This is a genomic window from Streptomyces boncukensis, assembly GCF_011045075.1.
GTDB classification, from domain to species: domain Bacteria; phylum Actinomycetota; class Actinomycetes; order Streptomycetales; family Streptomycetaceae; genus Streptomyces; species Streptomyces boncukensis.
In genome coordinates, this window is sequence record NZ_JAAKZZ010000093.1 from 1 (window position 1) to 19,251 (window position 19,251).

Annotated in this window: 22 protein-coding genes; 11 read left to right on the plus strand and 11 right to left on the minus strand. The window is 71.1% G+C overall.

Features of this window, described 5'->3' with window-relative positions; genetic code table 11:
- From G5C65_RS11885 to G5C65_RS11905, 5 genes are all read right to left on the minus strand, one after another.
- Positions 1-2,609, minus strand: a 2,609-nt coding sequence (locus G5C65_RS11885) for an FAD-binding and (Fe-S)-binding domain-containing protein (protein ID WP_165298739.1), incomplete at its 3' end; no start/stop codon positions are given.
- A 121-nt stretch (positions 2,610-2,730) separates the two neighbouring features.
- On the minus strand, positions 2,731-4,956 hold the full coding sequence (locus G5C65_RS11890) for a hypothetical protein (protein WP_165298740.1): 2,226 nt from the start codon (positions 4,954-4,956) through the stop codon (positions 2,731-2,733).
- Between the two features lie 20 nt (positions 4,957-4,976).
- Entirely contained in the window at positions 4,977-6,050 is a 1,074-nt protein-coding gene (locus tag G5C65_RS11895; RefSeq protein ID WP_165298741.1) for a hypothetical protein, read from the minus strand.
- 229 nt (positions 6,051-6,279) lie between these two features.
- Entirely contained in the window at positions 6,280-6,939 is a 660-nt protein-coding gene (locus G5C65_RS11900) for a cyclic nucleotide-binding domain-containing protein (RefSeq protein WP_165298742.1), read from the minus strand.
- A 123-nt stretch (positions 6,940-7,062) separates the two neighbouring features.
- Entirely contained in the window at positions 7,063-7,461 is a 399-nt protein-coding gene (locus tag G5C65_RS11905) for an ATP-binding protein (protein ID WP_165298743.1), read from the minus strand.
- A 196-nt stretch (positions 7,462-7,657) separates the two neighbouring features.
- Between G5C65_RS11905 and G5C65_RS11910 the strand changes: the two genes are divergently transcribed.
- Complete coding sequence (locus G5C65_RS11910) at positions 7,658-8,506, plus strand: Scr1 family TA system antitoxin-like transcriptional regulator (protein ID WP_165298744.1); 849 nt, start codon at positions 7,658-7,660, stop codon at positions 8,504-8,506.
- Positions 8,496-8,780 carry a DUF397 domain-containing protein gene (locus G5C65_RS11915; protein WP_165298745.1) on the plus strand — a complete coding sequence of 95 codons (285 nt, stop codon included), beginning with the start codon at positions 8,496-8,498 and terminating at the stop codon, positions 8,778-8,780. Before G5C65_RS11910 ends, G5C65_RS11915 begins: the two co-directional genes overlap by 11 nt.
- Positions 8,781-8,862: 82 nt before the next feature.
- Here the strand turns inward: G5C65_RS11915 and G5C65_RS11920 are convergent, their stop codons facing one another.
- Both G5C65_RS11920 and G5C65_RS11925 read right to left on the minus strand, forming a co-directional pair.
- On the minus strand, positions 8,863-9,540 hold the full coding sequence (locus tag G5C65_RS11920) for a DUF6879 family protein (protein ID WP_165298746.1): 678 nt from the start codon (positions 9,538-9,540) through the stop codon (positions 8,863-8,865).
- A 220-nt stretch (positions 9,541-9,760) separates the two neighbouring features.
- Positions 9,761-9,955, minus strand: coding sequence for a hypothetical protein (locus G5C65_RS11925; RefSeq protein ID WP_165298747.1), 195 nt, complete (start codon positions 9,953-9,955; stop codon positions 9,761-9,763).
- 244 nt (positions 9,956-10,199) lie between these two features.
- Here G5C65_RS11925 and G5C65_RS11930 point away from each other — a divergent pair, with 244 nt between their 5' ends.
- The 6 genes from G5C65_RS11930 (at position 10,200) to G5C65_RS11955 (ending at position 13,490) form a co-directional block, all read left to right on the plus strand.
- Positions 10,200-10,421, plus strand: a complete 222-nt coding sequence (locus G5C65_RS11930; RefSeq protein ID WP_206441686.1) for a hypothetical protein — start codon at positions 10,200-10,202, stop codon at positions 10,419-10,421.
- Positions 10,405-10,914, plus strand: a complete 510-nt coding sequence (locus G5C65_RS11935; protein ID WP_165298748.1) for a DUF6879 family protein — start codon at positions 10,405-10,407, stop codon at positions 10,912-10,914. The genes G5C65_RS11930 and G5C65_RS11935 overlap by 17 nt, the downstream gene beginning before the upstream one ends.
- Positions 10,911-11,765 carry a helix-turn-helix domain-containing protein gene (locus G5C65_RS11940; RefSeq protein WP_165298749.1) on the plus strand — a complete coding sequence of 285 codons (855 nt, stop codon included), beginning with the start codon at positions 10,911-10,913 and terminating at the stop codon, positions 11,763-11,765. The genes G5C65_RS11935 and G5C65_RS11940 overlap by 4 nt, the downstream gene beginning before the upstream one ends.
- 112 nt (positions 11,766-11,877) lie before the next feature.
- Positions 11,878-12,087 (plus strand): hypothetical protein, encoded by a 210-nt coding sequence (locus tag G5C65_RS11945; protein ID WP_165298738.1) that lies wholly within the window; start codon positions 11,878-11,880, stop codon positions 12,085-12,087.
- 449 nt (positions 12,088-12,536) lie between these two features.
- The gene (locus G5C65_RS11950; protein WP_165298750.1) at positions 12,537-12,926 is read left to right on the plus strand and encodes a hypothetical protein; all 390 of its coding nucleotides are present in this window, start codon (positions 12,537-12,539) and stop codon (positions 12,924-12,926) included.
- Between the two features lie 36 nt (positions 12,927-12,962).
- Positions 12,963-13,490 carry a DUF6879 family protein gene (locus tag G5C65_RS11955; RefSeq protein WP_165298751.1) on the plus strand — a complete coding sequence of 176 codons (528 nt, stop codon included), beginning with the start codon at positions 12,963-12,965 and terminating at the stop codon, positions 13,488-13,490.
- A 6-nt stretch (positions 13,491-13,496) separates the two neighbouring features.
- Here the strand turns inward: G5C65_RS11955 and G5C65_RS11960 are convergent, their stop codons facing one another.
- Positions 13,497-13,841 (minus strand): MmcQ/YjbR family DNA-binding protein, encoded by a 345-nt coding sequence (locus tag G5C65_RS11960; protein WP_165298752.1) that lies wholly within the window; start codon positions 13,839-13,841, stop codon positions 13,497-13,499.
- 141 nt (positions 13,842-13,982) lie between these two features.
- Between G5C65_RS11960 and serC the strand changes: the two genes are divergently transcribed.
- Positions 13,983-15,101, plus strand: a complete 1,119-nt coding sequence (serC, locus tag G5C65_RS11965) for a phosphoserine transaminase (RefSeq protein ID WP_165298753.1) — start codon at positions 13,983-13,985, stop codon at positions 15,099-15,101.
- A 54-nt stretch (positions 15,102-15,155) separates the two neighbouring features.
- On the plus strand, positions 15,156-15,548 hold the full coding sequence (locus G5C65_RS11970; RefSeq protein WP_165298754.1) for a PNPOx family protein: 393 nt from the start codon (positions 15,156-15,158) through the stop codon (positions 15,546-15,548).
- Positions 15,549-15,578: 30 nt separating this feature from the next.
- Here the strand turns inward: G5C65_RS11970 and G5C65_RS11975 are convergent, their stop codons facing one another.
- Positions 15,579-16,394 (minus strand): ABC transporter permease, encoded by an 816-nt coding sequence (locus G5C65_RS11975; RefSeq protein ID WP_165298755.1) that lies wholly within the window; start codon positions 16,392-16,394, stop codon positions 15,579-15,581.
- Positions 16,391-17,389, minus strand: a complete 999-nt coding sequence (locus G5C65_RS11980) for an ATP-binding cassette domain-containing protein (protein WP_165298756.1) — start codon at positions 17,387-17,389, stop codon at positions 16,391-16,393. Before G5C65_RS11980 ends, G5C65_RS11975 begins: the two co-directional genes overlap by 4 nt.
- Positions 17,390-17,507: 118 nt before the next feature.
- Here G5C65_RS11980 and G5C65_RS11985 point away from each other — a divergent pair, with 118 nt between their 5' ends.
- The gene (locus tag G5C65_RS11985; RefSeq protein ID WP_165298757.1) at positions 17,508-18,272 is read left to right on the plus strand and encodes a TetR/AcrR family transcriptional regulator; all 765 of its coding nucleotides are present in this window, start codon (positions 17,508-17,510) and stop codon (positions 18,270-18,272) included.
- Positions 18,273-18,298: 26 nt separating this feature from the next.
- Here the strand turns inward: G5C65_RS11985 and G5C65_RS11990 are convergent.
- On the minus strand, positions 18,299-19,251 hold a 953-nt coding region (locus tag G5C65_RS11990), incomplete at its 5' end, for an esterase-like activity of phytase family protein (protein WP_165298758.1).

Sequence of the window (19,251 nt, forward strand, 5' to 3'; positions counted from 1 at the left end):
CCGCTCAGCTCCCCCACCAGCCCCGCACGTTCGCGCAGCCGCCGGTCGGCCGCGTCCCCGATGACGGCGTGCTGGTGGCAGTGCGTCTGCCCGGCGACCGGGCGGTGCAGCCGGGGCGGCGACCAGTCCGGCGCGTACTCCTCCAGCGTCTGCGCGAACGTCCGCACCGCGCGCGCCAGCCGCGCCGCGCGCGGGTCGTCGCCGAGCAGCTCCGGCGCGTCCGTGGTGAGCGCGGCCGCGCACGGCGGCTCCAGCACGGCGACGGGCAGCCCGGCGTCCAGCGCGGGCTCCATCGTCTCCAGGGTGCGCCGCAGCACCGTCCGCGCCCGGTCGAGCTGGCCGGTGGACACATACGTCAGGCCGCAGCACACCTGCCGCGGCGGTACGGCGATCCGCAGCCCCGCGTCCCGGAAGACCCGTACGGCCGCCGTTCCGGCGCCGGGCGAGAGGTAGTTGGTGAAGGTGTCCGGCCACAGCACGACGGGGCGCCCGCCCGCGGGCCCCCGGTCGGTCTGCGCGCGCCACCACCGGGTGAAGGGGGTACGCGGCAGCGCCGGGATGTCCCGCTCGGGCGCGATGCCGCCCAGCCGCTTGCCGAGCGCGGCCAGCGGGCGCACCCGGGCCCCGGCGTTCAGCAGCGGCGCCGCCCGTGCCGCCGCGCCGAGCCGCAGCCACAGCGGCAGCCACCCCATCGAGTAGTGCGCCGCGGGCCGGCGCCGCCCCTCGTAGTGGTGGTGCAGGAACTCCGCCTTGTACGTGGCCATGTCCACGCCCACCGGGCAGTCGCTCCGGCACCCCTTGCAGGACAGGCACAGGTCGAGCGCGTCGCGCACCTCCTCCGACTGCCAGCCGTCGCGTACCACCTCCCCGGCGAGCATCTCGTGCAGCAGCCGCGCCCGCCCCCGCGTGGAGTGCTGCTCCTCGCCCGTCGCCCGGAAGGACGGGCACATGACGGAAGCCCCGGCCGCCGTCTCGTTCCGGCACTTGGCGACGCCGACACAGCGCCGCACGGCGGCCGAGAAGTCCCCGCCGTCGTGCGGATAGCCGAACTCCACCGCCACCGGCGTGCGCGGCAGCGGCGCGAACCGCAGGTTCTCGTCGATGCGGTCCGGCCGCACCAGCATCCCGGGGTTGAGCCCGCCCGCCGGGTCCCACAGGTCCTTGAACCGGTTGAAGAGGTCGACCATCTCCTCGCCGTACATCCTCGGCAGCAGCTCGGCGCGCGCCTGCCCGTCGCCGTGCTCGCCGGAGAGCGAGCCGCCGTGCGCGACGACGGTCTCGGCGAGCGCGTAGGAGAACTCCCGGAACGTCGCGATCCCCTTCTCCCCCAGCAGGTCGAAGTCGATGCGGACGTGGATGCAGCCGTCCCCGAAGTGCCCGTACGGCAGCCCGCGCAGCCCGTAGGCGCGCAGCAGCGCGCGGAAGTCCCGCAGATACGCGCCGAGCCGCGCGGGCGGCACCGCGCAGTCCTCCCACCCGGGCCACGCCTCCGCGCCGTCCCGCGTCCGGGTCGCCGTGCCGGAGGCGTCCTCGCGCACCCGCCACAGCGCCCGCTGCTCGGCGGGCCCGGTCACGAGGGCGTGATCGGTGGTCCCGTCCCGCGCGGCGCGGCACAGCGCCTCCGCGTTGGCCCGCGCGTGCCCGGGGTCGTCGCCCCCGACCTCCACGAACAGCCAGGCGCCGCCCCGGGGCAGCGCGGCGCGGGCGGCGTCGCCCACCAGATCGTTGGCCATGCCCTCGACGGTGAGGGGCTGGTACGGCAGCAGCCCGGCGGCGGCCTCGGCGGCGGCGCTCTCGTCCGGGTATCCGAGCACGGCCAGCACCCGCGCGCCGGGGACGGGGACGAGCCGGACGGCGGCCCGGGTCAGGATCCCGAGCGTCCCCTCGCTCCCGGTGAAGGCCCGCGCCCAGTCCTCGCCCTTCTCGGGCAGCAGCTCGTCCAGCGCGTAGCCGGAGATCCGGCGGGGGAGGGCGGGGAACCCGGTGCGCAGCCGGGCCAGCTCGCCGCTCACGAGGCGCCGCGCCCCCTCCCGCAGCGTCGCCGGCACGCCGCTCCCGCCCCGGTCGAGGGTGGCCCGGCGCCCCCCGTAGGTGAGCACGTCCAGGGCGTGCACGTTGTCCGCCGTGGTGCCCCAGGCGACGGAGTGGGAACCGCAGGAGTTGTTGCCGATCATCCCGCCGAGGGTGCAGCGGCTGTGCGTGGAGGGGTCGGGACCGAAGGTGAGCCCGTACGCGGCGGCGGCGCCCCGCAGCTCGTCGAGCACGACACCCGGCTGGACGACGGCGGTCCGCATCCCGGGGTCGAGGTCCTCGATCGCCCGCATGTGCCGGGTGAAGTCCAGGACGACGCCGACGCCGGTGGCCTGCCCGGCGATCGAGGTCCCGGCGCCCCGCGCCACGACCGGCACCCCGTGCTCCCGGCACACCGCGAGCACGGCGTCCACGTCCTCGGCGTCGCGCGGCGCGACGACGCCGAGCGGCACCCGCCGGTAGTTGGACGCGTCCATGGTCACCAGCGCGCGGCTGGCCGTGTCGAACTCCACCTCACCGCGCACCACGCCCCGCAGGGCCCGCGCCACGTCCTGTGCCTGTGCCTCTGCCTGTGCCATGGGGACAGGGTGCCCCCTCGCGGACCGGGAAGCGATCACTACGCTCCGTCGGAGTCAGCGCCGCGACTGCGCCGGCATGGCTGATTGCGGGACAGGCGGCACGGGCTCGCCGCGCGGGCCGTCAGGTGTAGGCCACGTCGGGACGCGGACGCCTTTCGGTGTCCGGCGGCCCCGCCGCCGGGCTCTCCCCCAGGAAGGCCCGGTAGGACTGGTGCCGCCGCTCATCCAGCCACTTCTCGCCCTCCGTGGCGAGCGCCGCCAGGATGCGGAACCCGGCGGACACGCCGGAGGTCTCCAGGGCCACTTCCCGCAGCTCCTGCGGGTCGTCCCCGTCCATGTCGCCCAGCCGTTCCTGGTTGTCGATCAGGACCTCCAGGTCCTGCTGGTTGTTCAGCACCAGCCGCAGAACCTCCCGCAGCTTATGCGCTTGAGACCCGTCGGCCCCGGTGAGGGCGCCCTCCGCCGTGACCCCGATGACCTGCCGGTGCGTGTCACCGAGACCGGTGCCCCTGGTCTCCATCACCACGGAGGAGATGGAGTCGAAGCGGAAGACGAAGTCCTTGCGGCCCTGGTGGGTGCCGGTCGCGAAGTCCATCTCCCAGGTGCAGACCCACACGCCGCTGGTGGTCAGCACGAACAGCCGCAGCGCGTAGACGGAGTAGCGCGGCGGGCCCTTGCGGACCTTCGCCGTCACACACCCGGGGGCGCCCTCCATCAGGAAGAAGTTGAACAGGATGTCGCGGTGCTCCATCCGGTGCTCGCCCAGGACGTCCCGGAGCAGATGGCGCTTGTCCAGGTCGAGCCAGCGGGCCAGTTCGGTGTCGGCGGGGCGGTGCGCGGCGAGATAGGCGGACCACTGTCCATGGGCCCGCTGGTCCTCGGCGTACTGCCGCTGCTCGTCCTGCACGAGGGACAGTTCCACGGTCCGCTGGAAGAGGTTCACGCCACCGGCGAGGGCAGCCGCCCACACCGCCCCGACCAGCAGCCCCAGTCCGGAGGAGCCCGCCAGCGCCGGAAGCAGCACCAGCAGCACGGCGGCGGAGGTGAACAGCATGCCCTTCCGGGCGCCCTGCCACCGCTGGTAAGGGGTGGTGACCGCGGACGCTGCCAGCCGGCCCGCGCCCCACTCCCGTACGGTCTGCCGGGCCCGCATCTGCAGCAGCCAGTCCAGCCCCTCGGGCTTGCCGACGGTCCAGTACCGGAACGCCAGCTCGTCGGCCAGGTCGTGCTGCACCTGGTGGGTCAGCTGCTGCCAGGCGGCGGGGTTCGGCAGGGCGGGCGGCCGCACCTCGGCGAACCGGGCCTCGGCCATCACAGCCAGCCGCGCACGAAACGCCCCGAACTGCGCGGTGTGCGTGGCCGGTCCGGGCGCACCGACCGCCGCCCGTACGGCCGCCGCCGGCCCTCCCATCTGCGGGCCCACCGTGTACGGCGGGGCGGGCCGCCGCTCGCGGGCCCAGGCGGGGCGGCGGGCCTGCCGCGCCCGGCGCCGTATCTCGGCCGGGCCGTGGCGGAGCAGCAGCACCACGCCGGGAATGGCGGCGATCAGACCGAGAACCGCCACAGCGGCCATCTGGTCGTCCTCCGCGGAGGTGAGCAGCACGATCAGGATCACCAGCCCGAGGGCGAACAGCGCACCGGCGCTCCACAGCAGAGCCTGGAGGGTGTTCCGGTCCTCCGGCCACATGGATCTGGACGGCTGGTCCGGCGGCCGGAGCGGCAGCGGGTCGGGGGTGAAGAACAGCGGCACCCGTTCCGCCCGGTAGTCGGCCTTCCGCCGCGTGCGGATCTCCTCCTCGTCCTCCTCGCTGGTCCGGTAGCCCTGCACCCGCTGCATCACGTAGCGCAGATGGTCGCGCAGTTCGCCGCGGCGCTCGGCGGGCAGGCCGCGCAGCCGCTCGTGCACGTCGAGCCGCCGGCCGGCCTGGGTGAGCGACTCCGGGCTCACCGCGGCCCGCAGCAGATCGTCGGTGAGACGTGCCGCGGCCACACAGCCCGCCGTGTCCTGACCTGACGAGCGGGTGCCGATGGCCCGCTCCAGGGCGGTGCGGAGCTTGTGCCAGTCCTCGTCGGTGAGATCCTCCGGCGAGCGGCGGCTGGTGAGGGACAGCGCCCAGTAGTAGGAGACCTCGGCCGACTCGTGGCCGCGCTGTATCGCCTGCCCGATCAGGGCCTCGGCCTGTCCTCGCATGCCTGCGCTCAGAGCGCGCAGGCCCTCGGTGAACAGCTGCGCGGGCCCGGCTTCCGGGTCGGTCGCATAGTGGTTGACGACGTCGCCGTGCACGACGCCGACCCCGCCGTGGCTGATGTTCCCGGTCAGCGCCCCGATGCCGGAGTTGCTGGACACCGTGTACTCCTTGGGCACCGTCACTGTCCACCCCGCAGCGTGCCGAGCAGCCGCTGCACCGCTTCGGCGACGGAGCCGACCCCGGTGACCAGCGCCCCGAACATGGTCAGCGACCGCAGCAGCCGGCCCCTGCCCTCCTCGTCCTCCTGGTCGGCCACCTCGTCCGCCGTGTCCAGCTGCCGGGACGCGTCCTGGTAGGTCCCCGTGTCGATCTCCTGGTTCTCCTGCGCGGACTTGAGCAGAGCCCGGAGCCGCTCCAGCTCCTCGCGCAGCTGCTGTTCCCGCGCCGGGGCCGCCTCGCCGTCCGGTCTGCTGCCGCCGTGGTACTGGGTCACCGGGCCGTGGGCGATGACGACGCCGCCCTCGTTGTCCCCGTTCCACTGCCCGATACCGGAGTTGTGGGAGTACGGAGGCTGGGGCGGCACGTGCGGCGTCGCCTCCGCCGCGGCGGAGGCGGCGACGGCCGTACGAGCGGGCGCGGGTTCCGGGGCGCCCTCCGGGCCGGCCGGGAGGGGGTGGCCGGGCACCCGCAGCCAGACCGTCTCGGCCCGGATCTCCTTGGCGTCGAACCGCACCGGCCGGTAGTCCGCCGGCTCGATGCCGGGGTAGCCGTGACTGATCACCTTGCGGTGCCACTCGTCCGAGACGGCCACCACCAGTTCGGCGCCCTCGGCCGCGGCCAGCGCCTCCCGCAGCGGCTGGTGGTCCACCATCCGGCAGGCGGTGTTCAGGTCCGCACCGACCCAGCCCCGCCCGTCGGCGCCGACCTCGCCGCCGTGCAGCGCCACGCGCAGCCGCAGCGCGCCCTCGGCGTTGCTGGTCCGCGCGTGGGCCCGCAGGCCCTGGCGCAGCTGGTCGACGAACGGACCGGTCAGGTCCTCCTTGGGCACCGACCCCGGCAGCAGCCAGAACAGTCCGTCCCCGCGGTCCACCGGTGCGGGACCGGCACGGTGGTCGATGCCGGCTCCGTCGAAGGCTTCGTCCAGGATCTCGTAGAGCTGCTCCCGCAGCCACGACTGGACCGGGTTGCGGCGCCGTCCGAACTGCTCGATGTCGACGACCAGGATGGCGTAGTACTCGTGTTTGACCGGCATCTCGCTCTCCTCTTTCCTGCCGGGCGCGGAACGGACGGACCGGGCAGCCCTCCCCCGGACCCGAGCCCCCTGTCACCGCCTCGGTCCGTCCGTGTGACCAGAGGTATCAGCGGGATGAGCGTCGCACCGCGTCAGATGACGCAGTTCGCCACCTTTCCGTAGGCGGGCTGCGCGTTCCGGCGTAGTCGGGCCGTCCGGGACGGGGCGCGGAGCAGGGAGCAGGGAGCGGTCAGCCACCCAGCCAACTGCCCAGCCCGGCCGGGTCGGTGACCAGGGTCCGGCCGCGCCGACGGACGATCAGCCCGTCGCGTTCCAGGTCCGCGAAGGCGCGCACCAGGGACTCCCGTGAGGTGCCGGCAGCCCCGGCCAGCTCCTGCTGGTTGACCCGTACCGCCAGGGCCCCCGGCATGCCGTCCACGGCCTCGCCGTACCGCAGGGCCATCTCGTGCAGCACCCGTGCGACCCGTACTCCGGCGGGGAACGCGCCGTGTTCGGCCCGCAGCCGGTCCGCGTCGCGCAGCCGGGCTGTGACGCTGCGGAGCACGGCCAGCGACAGGTCGCCCCGAGCGGCCAGCAGCCTGCGGAAGCGTTCCCCGGACACGACGGTGCCCCGTACGCTCTCCATCGCCGTCACGGTGGCCGAGCGCGGCCTGCCGTCCAGGCACGACAGTTCGCCCAGCAGCTCACCGGGGCCGCGCACGGCCAGCACGCTGGTGTAACCGTTCTCCGCCGCGCGGGTCACCTTCACCAGACCCGAGTCGATCAGGACGACCTCCTCGGAGGGGGTCCCCTCCGGCATCAGCACCGTGCCCCGCAGCCAGGACGTGTCGCGCCCGGCGTTCCGGATGAGCGTCAGTTCCCCGATGGTGAAGGCGTACGGCTCTGCCACGGTGACCTCCTCGCCGGAGCCGGGTCGACAGCAGCGTAAGGACTCCTCGCCCCGCGTGCGCGGGAGTTCGCGGAGACGGCGGCAACGGGCCGCGTCACACGGCCGAGATCAGCCGACCGGAGGCTACGCCGGGTTGTCGTACAGCTCGAACCAGACCCGCTTGCTGTCCGGCCAGCGGGTGACACCCCACGCCTTGGCGCACTCGCGCACGAGGAGGAGCCCGCGCCCGCGTTCGCCTTCGGGCACGGTCCGTACGAGGGGCGGCGCCCCGGCGATCTCCCGGTCCTCGACGGACACGAGCACGGGGTCGCCGCTGACGCTTGCGGCGAGCTGGAGAGTGGGCACGTCGGTGTGCAGGTGCACGTTGGACACGACCTCGGAGACGAGCAGCCGTGCGGTGTCCGCGAGCGCGGGATGCCCGGTGGCCTGCGTGAGCGCGGCCACCATGTCGCGGGCGACCTTCGCCGTTCCGGGGATGTTGGGGGCGGTGAGTCGGTAGGTGGCAGGGATCGCTTCGTTCATGACGTCCTCCAGTCTCACGTGGGCGCCACCGTGGCTCGGCCGCGCCAACGGGCGCGGCTGCACTGCGGGTTCACTGGCGCGCTGTCGCTGTACAGTGACTGACCGTACATGAGATGACGCACCCATGCGTCAGATTCGGAAAATCCATCTCCCGCGTAGAGTCGCGTACAGGAGAGCTGGCAGGTGAGGAGATCCAGTGCCCGCGAGGTCGACCCCAACAGTCAGGCAACGGCGGCTCGGTGCCGAGCTGCGCAAGATGCGGGAGCATGCAGGGCTGACTGTGGCGCAGGCAGCCGAACGCCTGGGCGTAGGCGGCACATTGATCAGCAACTCCGAGGCGGGCCGCGTTGGCGTGAGCGCGGATCGCGTCAGAGTCTTCGCCGACACGTACGACTGCACAGATCAGGCATACGTCGCCGCCCTCGCGGACATGGCGGTCGAGCGCGCCCACGGGTGGTGGGACGAGTACCGGGGATCGCTGGCTACCGGGGCGATCGACCTCGCCGAGGTAGAGCATCACGCGGTCGCTTTGCGGTGCGTGCTGATGATGCACGTCCCCGGACTTCTCCAGACAGAGGAGTACGCGAAGGCCGTCTTCGCCACCGCCCGGCCCAGCCCCGATCCCGCACTGGTGCGACGCCTGCTGTCACACCGCATGAAGCGCAGGGACGTCCTGGACCGCCCGGTTCCTCCCCAGTGCACCTTTCTGATGCACGAGGCAGCGTTGCGGATGCAGTTCGGTGGGCGGGCGGTACTCAAAGGCCAGCTCCGTCAGCTCCTGGAGAGCTCGGAACGAGAGAACGTGACGATTCGTGTTGTCCCGTTCTCCGTCGGCGGCATCCCGAACGCGGGCACGTCTACGGACTACTTCCATGGACCCGTACCGCAACTGGACACGGTGCACCTGGACGTACCGAACCCGGTACTCATAGACGCGGAAGCCCTGCTCGCCAAGTATCACAGCGCTATCGACACGGCTGAGCGCGCAGCCCTCTCGGCTGACCGCACTCGTGACTTCATCAAGAAGGTGGACCATGAACTCTAGGAGCGGGGAAGTACCCATCGCGCTCTGGCAGAAGTCATCATTCTCCTCTGACGTCGAAGGAGGTTCCTGCATCGAGCTCACGCGGCCGGTCAGACGGCGGAAGTCGTCACACTCCACGGATGCAGAGGGCTCGGCCTCCGTCGAACTCGCCCATAGCCCCCACGCGATACTCCTCCGCGAAAGCGACGCTCCGAACACGGTCCTGGCCATCACCCCCACGGCCCTCGGCGCGCTGCTCCACACCGCCAAGACGGGCCGGATTCCCGCACGGTGAAGCAGTAGCGGCACCAGCCGCCAGGGCTGTCACCAGAACGAGGACCGCAGCCATCCGCCGTCCTCCCGACGGGACGCCTTGCCTACTCCTTCCGCGCGGTCAGCGCGAAAGCCTCGTACGGAACGGCGTAGTGCTGCGCGATATCCCGCACTCGGTTGTACTGGTTGACACGGGCCGGGTCCGTGACCAGTTCGGCCCCTGTGAGAGTGTCATCGTCGTCGAAGAGGCACAGGGCGACGATGTACGAGTCGAAGATCCAGAAGTCCTCGTCCGGCAGACCGACCCGCTTCGCGTCCTCGCGCCACATGTTGCGAACGTCCTCGCCCAACGCGTCGTTGTGCTCGGCGTGCGCCAGGAGGTACAGCTGCCCCTCGGTCGGCGGGTTGTCGACGATGCGGACGCGGCCGACGACCGCGCCGTCCTGCGTCTTGGCACTGATGGTGCGGGCCCAGGGCGATTCCATGTTCCACGTCGGGGCCTCGCCCCGGGTGAACTGGGCGTAGGTGGCCTGGGCCCGATCGACCGCGTACCCACGGCGCATCTCCAGGTGCCACGCGCTGTGCTGGAAGTCCTCGAAGAGGCGAGCGAACTGGTCCGGGGCGAGGATGCGCGGCTCGGTGTCCCGATCGCGCGGGCCGAACTCGGTCCGCGCGGTGCGCGGCACCACGATCGGCACCTTGTCCTCCTGAAGGTGCTGGAGCTGGGCGACGTCCTCGGGGTCACCGCTGCCCGCGCCGTCGAACCGCAGTTGTCGGGCCATGGCCTGGTCCCTTCATCAGAGGCTGATCAACTCAGCGTTGCCGTGCTGGGTGCCTGGGTCGACCCTGCACCCCTGTCTCCATGAGAAAAGACGGGAAAGCTCGTAACGCGCTCCAACCCCCGTTCTCTGCGTGCCGAGCATGGACAGCGCCGGGCTGCGACGTATGCGGCGCTCTCGACCGCCGGTTTCAAACCGCCCTCGACGCAGGGTGGCAGAGAGATCACTCCCTCACTGCCTCGGCGGCCTCCACGATGAGCTTGCGTGCGTCCTCTCCGTATACAGCCATGCTGCCCAGGGTCTCGAAGGTCTTCACGTACTGGGCGACCTCACTGGGCTGAGTGATGTTCGCCCTGGCGGACACCAGCTCTGCAGACGCAAGCTTGTCATCCCAGACATCTCGCTCCTCCTGGTTCACGCACACGCCCCTGGCCGAAATGCGGATCACGATGCCGTCGCCCGGGAATACTCGGCGCACCCCGGTCAGGGCGCACCGCACTTCGCCTCACGTCCCGCACCCCGCTTCCAGCCTTCCCCCAACGCCTGGTCGGCACCACCGCAGGGAACCACCCATCTATGCGGACACGTGCATAGCAGTTGCCTGGGCACACCGCCCCTCCTACCGTTCCTGCTGAGTTCACTCACAGAGACGAGGAGACGACATGGAGCTACGTGTCATCGCGGGCGGGTCGTGCAGCGACGGTCGCGCTGACGGCGACGAGCCGCCGTGCGGTCGGGACGACTGCCCGACCGTCTTCGTCACCGACCGCGGCACCATCGCTGTGCAGGGCTACGACGTTGCCCGTGCCACGCCCGAGGGAGAATCCGTGGTGGAGGTACCCGAACACGTACTGCGCGAGGCTGCCCATGCGCTTGGATGGTGACGACTGGCGTCGCTTCTTCGACGCCTACGAGCGGGACGCCTGGCGGCTGGAAACGCTCCCGGCGTACGGCGTCGCTAGCGAGTCGGAGGAATTCGCGCGCTTCCTGGAAACCGGAAGGCTGGACATCCCCCCGCACGACACCTGGCTCACTAGGGTGCGCGCCTTCCGCGACACCGGCCGCACCATCGGTCGCGTCCACGTCCTGACACAACCGCTCACGGACTACCTGCGCTACGAGATGGCCGTCTACGCCTTCACCTCGCAGGCGGGGGAGGACATCAGGATCCTGGACCTCACTCACCAGGAGAACCCGGGCCTGCCCCGGCAGGATTTCTGGCTCTTCGACGATTCGAAGGTCGTCCTCATGCACTACGACGCCGTCGGCACGCAAACCTCGCGCAAGCTGTACGAGGGCGACCCAGCCCCGTATGTAGCCGCCCGCAAGCTCGCCGTCTCCGCGTCGGTGCCCTTCGAGGAGTACGTGAGAGCTTGACTCTGGACCCCAGTCAGGCGGGAAGAGACCGGCACACTCTCGCCACAGCCCTGCGCGACCTGCGCAGGGCTTCTGGGCTGTCCGGGGAACGCCTGGCCGCCCGGTGCGGTATGTCGCAGAGCAAGGTCTCGCGCATTGAGAACGGAAAAACACTGCCGACCGCCGTCGACGTTCAGCAGATGCTCGCCGCTCTCGGGGTGGATGCGGAGACCACTGACGAGTTGCGCCAACTCGCCCTCACAGCCAATGCCGAATACGAAGATGTACGGGCCTCTGTCCGGCGCGGCCTGCACCACCGGCAACGCGAACTCGCCGCACTCGAAGCGGATGCCACCCGCGTCGGCTACTTTCTGCCCGCGATCCCTACGGGACTGCTCCAGACCCCCGAGTACATGCGTCAGGCGATGTCCCCACCGGTGGATCCGGTCGAAGGGGACATATCACGGACTATCGCTCTCAAACTGGAACGTCAAGCCGTTCTCCACGAGCCCCATGTACGGCTCGACTTCCTACTGACCGAGTCCGCAGTGCGCTGGCAACTCTGCGAGCCGCAGACCATGGCCCTGCAGATCGACCGCATGATCTCCCTGTCCCAGCTCCCGGCTGTCTCCGTATCAGTGATCCCCTTGACTGCGCACATTCCGCAGGTCCCGTATCACACATTCACGGTATACGACCAACACCTCGTCACCATCGAGCTCTTCACCGGAAGAGTCGTCCTGCGCGACCCACGAGACGTACAGCACTACACCAGACTCTTCGAGTTCTTCGCGGAGAACGCCAGGGAAGGTGACGATGCACGCTCGTTGCTCCAGGGGTGGGCGGACGATTTCCGAACCACACGCCCGTAGCCTATGTGAACGCGCGCGCCATCCCACACCCACCACTTTATGCGACAACGTAACTAAGGCTGCCTAGCTACCCGGGAACGGTTGAGAATTATCCCCAGGAAGGGGAAATCACATGACCGAACCCACGCGCTACTCCGCCCCGCCCATCGTGCTCCCCCTCGAACCGTGGCTCCTGGAAGCCCGCCCCGTCCCGGGCTGTGACGTGTGCGGTGCTCTCGACCGCCAGTTGCAGGCCGCCCTCGACGCCGGGGACACGCGCTACGCGGCCGAGTGCGCCCATGAGATCCGGCTGCATCCGCACGACCCGGAGGGCCGGGCGTGACGGCGTCCGAGAAGCCCGCACTCGTCCTGCGCGTGTACCGCGTCAGGGACGGCAGCCGTTCGGCCGAGAGCGTATCGGTCCGGACGATCCCGTACTCCGCGTGCAAGCCGCTCGCATCCGACCGCTGGCCCGTCTGCGCATGCCCACGGTGCCGGGACGGTGCGAGCGCGCAGCGGTGATCGACGTTCCCTGACCGACCCATGAGCCCCCGCCCCGGCCGCGCAGAAGTGGCATTCGACCGGCCAGGGACGGGCCCCGGAATCCCCAGCAAGGAGGTCACGACGATGAGTTCACCGTTAGCCCTGCTCGTCGACCCCGAGGACGACGAGCCTACCGAACCCGACCCCCACCCCGACTGCGGCCGTGGCGACGGGTGCGGTCGATCGTAGCCCCCACGCACGCAAGCCCCGGCGCTCACGCGGGCGCCGGGGCGGTCAACGAGGTGCACCATGCCCGAACCCCACCCCCACTGGCACGCCTTCGCGTGGAACGGCAGTTCGGTCCCGCCCGACGGACAGGCCCGGGACCCGAACGCGGCCGTGATGCCCCGCGAGCTGACCGCGTGGTTCGTGAAGCCCGTGGCCCTCCACAGAGGCGCTTACGGCACCGTCGAGGACGCCTACCGCTGGCTGGAGCGGGAGTTGGACGGGGCCGTCACCGTCTCGGGGCGCGTCCCGCAGCACGAGCTGGCGTGCGCGCTCAAGCACCTGAAGCTCCGCCAGGACGCCTATGTCGGCCTCTACACCAGCGGCGGCATCCTGGTCCGGGCTCTGCTCACCTGCCCCCGCACCGGAGCCGACGCGCGTCCGGTGCGATGCCCGGGTTGGCCCAGCCCATGACAGCCCCTGAACTCACTCATGGAGTAGGGAGACAGCGTGACGCCAAGCGACGCTCCTCCGTTCGCCGATCTGATCGCCGACTGCCACCGGTCCGCCGTCTTCCTGCAGATGCGGGACCACTACGCGATCAGGGAAGAAGCCGAAATGTTCGGCACGTGGCTCCGTACCGGCCGCGCCGATACCAATCCTGCCTCCGACTTCTGGGCGCCATGGGTCGAGACGATCTCCGGCGCGGTCGCTCGTGGGGTCGTCGTACGGCGTGCGCGAGTCGTGTCCGAGCCGGTGAGCGACTGCATCCGCCATATGCACGCCAACGCAGCGGTGAACATCCACGCAGGTGAGAAGGTCCGCTGGCTTCCTCGGCCGCAGGCTTCGGACCTCGCGCTGCCGGGGAACGACTACTGGCTGTTCGACGATCGTGTGATCCGCTGGAACCACTTCTCCGGAGACGGCGCGTGGGTCGCAGTGGAGGACTCCAGCGAGCCGTCGGCCGCCGCGCTCTGCCGCTCCGCCTTCGACGCCGTGTGGGAGCGCGCCACGCCGCACGACAGGTTCACCCCCTGACAAGGGTCACCCCGCCTCCAGCAGCCTCGGCGGGGCCGCCTGCTGCCAGGAGTCGCGGAGGATGTCCTCCAGCTCGCGCAGGTCCTCCAGGGCCGCCAGCCGGGCCCGGACCCAGGACGAGGAGAACTCGTGCGGCGGGACCCAGAACTTCTCCGGCTCGGCCAGGATCAGCTCCTCGCGCTCCAGGCGGGGGCAGCGGACGGCGAACGACGTCTCGTCGTCCGGCATCGTCACGAACATCTTCCCGGCGACGCGGAAGGTGGGCATGCCCCAGGCCAGCTTCTCCGCCGTCTCGGGGAAGGAGAGGGCTATACGGCGTACGTCCCCGGGGCCAGGTCTGCGATCAGTCACCCTCTCATCGTAGGCAGCGCCGCTGACAGCGCCCCTGGGGCCGGCAGCCCTGGGTTCCTGATCCACTGCGCAGAGTGACGGTCATCTCACGCACCGGACTCGGCGGTTTGCGGTCTTGCGGCTGCGACTAGGCTTCGTCTCGTGGCTGATCTCCAGATTCCCGCTGACATCAAGCCCGCCGACGGTCGCTTCGGCTCGGGTCCCAGCAAGGTGCGGACCGAGGCGCTCAGCGCCCTGGCCGCCACCGGTACGTCCCTCCTCGGCACCTCGCACCGCCAGGCTCCCGTGAAGGACCTGGTCGGACGGGTGCGCGAGGGCGTACGCGAGCTGTTCTCGCTGCCCGAGGGGTACGAGGTCGTGCTCGGCAACGGCGGCACCACCGCGTTCTGGGACGTGGCGACCCACGGCCTCATCGACTCCAGGTCGCAGCATCTGTCCTTCGGCGAGTTCTCCTCCAAGTTCGCCAAGGCCGCCCAGCAGGCGCCCTGGCTGGGCGAACCGAGCGTGATCAAGAGCGACCCGGGCACCCATCCCGCCGCGCGCGCCGAGACCGGCATCGACGTGTACGCGCTGACCCACAACGAGACCTCGACCGGCGTCGCCATGCCGCTCAAGCGGGTGTCCGCAGCGGACCCGGGGGCGCTGGTGCTGGTGGACGCGACGTCCGGGGCCGGCGGCCTGCCCGTCGACATCGCCGAGACCGACGTGTACTACTTCGCGCCGCAGAAGTCCTTCGCCGCCGACGGCGGGCTGTGGCTGGCGGTCTTCTCACCCGCCGCGATCGAGCGCGCCGAGCGCATCGCCGCCTCGGACCGGCACATCCCGGCGTTCCTCGACCTGAAGACCGCCATCGACAACTCCCGCAAGAACCAGACGTACAACACCCCGGCCCTCACCACCCTCTTCCTGCTCAACGAGCAGCTGGAGTGGATCAACGGGCAGGGCGGGCTGGACTGGGCGGTCCGCCGCACCGCCACCTCAGCGCGCACGCTGTACGGCTGGGCCGAGGACCACAAGCACGCCGCCCCGTTCGTCGCCGACCCGGCCCAGCGCTCCGCCGTCGTCGGCACGATCGACTTCGACGACAGCGTCGACGCCGCAGCCGTCGCCAAGGCGCTGCGGGCCAACGGCATCGTGGACACCGAGCCGTACCGCAAGCTGGGCCGCAACCAGCTGCGGATCGCGATGTTCCCGGCCGTCGAGCCCGCGGACGTCGAGGCGCTGACGGCCTGCGTCGACTACGTGATCGACAAGCTGTAGGCCGGACGGCGGTGTGGGGGCGTCGGGCTCGCGCCGACCGGGTACGCGGCACGCATGAGCACTCCCACCACCGGACTCCGGCTCTTCGCCCGGGAGCGAAGGGTGCGGCTGACGGCGTTCGCGCGTGAGGGCACGCCCGTCGGCCGCACCGCGCGGATCGCGGTCGAGGGCGACCACGCGTACGTCCGCACCCACGCCCGGGACCGGCGCAACCAGCACCTCGACCGGTATCCCGAGGTGGAGATCACGCCCGCGTCGCTGGACGGCACGCCGACGGGGGCGCCGATGAAGGCGCGGGCCCGGCGGCTGCGGGGGCCGGAGTCCCGGCACGCCGCGCGCCGCCTCGCCCGAAGATATCCGTTCACCCAGGGCCTCGCCGCGCCGCTCGGCTACGCCCTCATGCTGGACCGCTCCGTCCACTACGAGCTCCGGCTGGTGGGGGAGTAGCCGGCGGCGCCCCGCCCGCGCCGTTCGCCGTCACCGGCTCAGGTTCTGGAACTTGCGGACCGCCAGCGGCAGGAAGATCGCCGTGATGATGAGCGGCCAGACCACCGCCATCAGGGCCGAGTGCTGCTCGATCCAGCTGTCCCCCAGCGGCAGCGGGTTCCCGTACAGCTCGCGGATCTCGTTGGCCGTGGCCGACACCGGGTTCCACATCGCGATCGCACCCAGCCAGTCCGGCATCGCCGACGGCGGGGTGAAGACGCTGGAGATCATGGCGAACGGGAAGGCCACAGCGAACAGGTTGCCCGCCGACTCCTGGTTCGGCGTCAGCAGGCCCAGCAGCACCCCGATCCAGATGAGCGAGAAGCGCAGCAGCAGGAGCAGCGCGAACGCGTACAGCGTGCCCAGCAGCGAGCCGTCCGAGCGCCAGCCGATCACCAGTGCGATGACCGCCAGGACCGCCAGGTCGAGCGCGGCGTGCAGGATGTCCGACACCCCGCGCCCCGTCACCACGGCGGAGGGCGACATCGGCATCGAGCGGAAGCGGTCCGTGACCCCGCGCTCCTTGTCGACGACCACGGCTATCGCGGTGTTCATGAAGCCGAAGGACATCGTCATCGCGAACATGCCGGGCAGCGCGAAGTCCTTGTACTCCACGCCCTCCCCCACGTCCATGGAGCTGCCGAAGACGTAGACGAAGAGCAGCACCGAGACGATCGGGAAGCCGAGCTGCCAGGCGACCAGCGAGGGCTGCTTGACCAGGTGCGTCAGATCGCGGCGGACGATGGTCCAGCAGTCGACCACCGCCCAGTACGCACGGCGCTCCTCGGGGGCGAGAGTATCGCTCATGCGGCGCTCTCCTCCTTGTCCTCGCTCTTGGCCTCGCTCTTGTCCTCGCTCTGCTGCGTCAGGGTCAGGAAGACCTCGTCCAGCGTCGGGCGCCGCAGGCCGATGTCCTCGACCGTGACCCCCGCGTCCTGCAGGCTGCGCGCCACCTCGGTGAGCGCGGGCACCCGGTCGGCCACGGGCGCGTGCACCCGCCGCTCCTCGGCGTCCGTCTCCGGCTCGGCGCCGCCCGATGCCACCCGCGCCACCGTCTTGGCCACGGCCGGGAGGTCGGCGGCCTCGGCCGCCACCACCTCGATGCGGTCACCGCCGATGGCCCGCTTCAGGCCGGCCGGGGTGTCCTCCGTGACATTCCGCCCCTGGTCGACCACGGCGATACGGTCGGAGAGCTTGTCGGCCTCGTCCAGATAGTGCGTGGTCAGCACCACGGTCGTGCCGCCCTCGGCGAGCGAGCGCACGGCGTCCCAGACCTCGCTGCGGCCCCGCGGGTCCAGCCCCGTCGTGGGCTCGTCGAGGAACAGCACCTCGGGGGCGAGGATCATGCTGGAGGCCAGGTCGAGGCGGCGCCGCATACCGCCGCTGAAGTCCTTCGGCTGCTTGTCGGCCGCCTCGGTCAGGGTGAACTGCTCCAGCAGCTCCTCGGCGCGCCGACGGGCCCGCGCGGCGCTGAGGTGGAACAGCCTGCCGAACATCTCCAGGTTCTGCCGCGCGGTGATGATCTCGTCCACCGCCGCGTTCTGCCCGGTGAGCCCGATCCGGCGGCGCACCTGGCGCGGCTCGGTGCTCACGTCGTGCCCGCCGACGCGGGCCCAGCCGCCGTCGAGCCGGATGAGCGTGGTGAGGATGCGGACGGCAGTGGTCTTGCCCGCGCCGTTCGGCCCCAGCAGCCCGTAGACGGTGCCGCTGGGCACCGCGAGGTCGAATCCGTCGAGCGCCCGCTTGTCACCGTACGTCTTGAGCAGGCCCTCGGCTTCCACGGAATATCCGGATGCGGTCATGCACCCTCCCTCCCTTGGGGCGTGTTCCCCATGAGTCCGTAACTAAGTACGCTGTACTCATATTGAAAAGCGTACAGCCTACGCAGATGGACGCAAGGAAATTAAGGATGGCCGACGCATGAGCACGGAACGGAACGAGGACCTCTCCTGGCTGATCCGCAGTCTCGACCTGCTGTGGGGCACCGAGCGCGGACCCCGTCCCAGCCGCGGCCCGAAGCCCGCGCTCACCCTCGACCAGATCGTCAGCGCGGCCATCCGCCTCGCCAACCGCGAGGGGCTCGCCGCGCTGTCCATGCGGAAGGTCGCCACCGAGCTCGGCGTCGGCACGATGTCCCTCTACCGCTACGTGCCCGGCAAGAGCGTGCTGATCAACCTGATGGTCGACCAGGTCTACGAGCCCGGCGGGGCCGCGGACGCGCCGCCGCCCGGCAGCGAGGACTGGCGCGCCACCCTGGAGCGGGTCGCCCTCGGCTCCTGGGAGCTGTACATCACCAGCCCCTGGCTCCTCCAGGTCAACCAGGCGCGGCCGGTCCTCGGCCCCAACTCGCTGGCCGACCTCCACTACGCGCTGGAGGGCCTGGAGGGCCTGGGGCTCACGGGGCAGGAGCGGGTCGCCGTCGTCGTCGCCCTCGACAACCTGGTCGTGGGCGCCGCGCGCTCCCATGTGCTGTACCAGCAGGCGGCGCAGCAGTCCGGCGTGACGGACGAGGAGTTCTGGTCGGCGCAGGAGCCGTATCTGGTGCGGGCGATGGAGACCGGCGCCTATCCGCGGCTCGCGGAGCTGCCGGAGGACGCCTTCTCGATGTCGGGCGAGGAGACGATGCGGTTCGGGGTCGCGGCCCTGCTGGACGGAATCGAACGGCTGATTGCCGCCCGGGTGTGACCGAGCGCCCGTCAGGGGCGCGGCCCTCAGTCCCGGCGGCGGAAGACCCGGCGGAGGGTGAGCCAGAGGCCGAGGGCCACCGCGAAGGTGACGCCGGCCAGGATCAGCCTGCCGTCGGTGCCCTCGTTCCCGGTGGCGGCCCCGGAGCTGGTGCCCTCGCCCTTGGAGCTGTCGGAGTCCGAGTCCGGCTCCGCGCGGCGCACGTTGTCCGGCCGCTGCCTCCCCCGCAGCGCGACCGGCTCCACCTTGCTGTTCTCCCCCTCCGAGCCGAGCATCAGCGTCCGTCCGTCCCGGGTGAACGTCACCGACTCGCCCTGCCGCTGGAACGGCACCGAGACCGTGCCCACCGCCTCCGGCGGCTTGCCGCCGCGCTTCCACTCGTACATCCGCGCGCTGAAGTAGCTGCGCAGCACCAGCCGTGTCCCGTCCGGCGAGAACGCGCCGTCCGTCGCGAACACATCGGTCTTCGCGAGCCGCGAGAAGGTGTTCACCCCGCTCGGCGACAGCTCCTTCGGCCCGGCGTAGATGGCGCCCCGGCCCTTGTCGCTCTTGCTGACGATATAGACCCGGCCCGACTTCGGATGGACCATCAGCGACTCGGCGTCGCGCGGGCCGTCCGCGTACCGCACGGTGTAGCGGGTGGGGGTCACCGTGATGTTCTTGCGCAGCCGCTCGGGTTCGGGGAAGCGGTAGATCCACACCTCGGGCCACTTGCCGTGGAAGTTGTCGCCGATGTCCCCGACGTACACGTTGCCGTCCGGGCCGACCGAAATGGCCTCCACGTCACGCGGGCTGATGCCGCGCAGCGTGACGGTGGCGACGGTCCTGCCGGTGCGGCCGTCCACCCCGTAGACGTACGGGCCGTCGTCGGAGTCGTTGTGCGTCCAGTAGATGTGCTGGTGCGCACGGCTCGCGGCGAGTCCGCTGGACTCGGTGATACGGGGGTCGGTCAGGGTGAAGCCGTCGGGGGTGTCGGGGG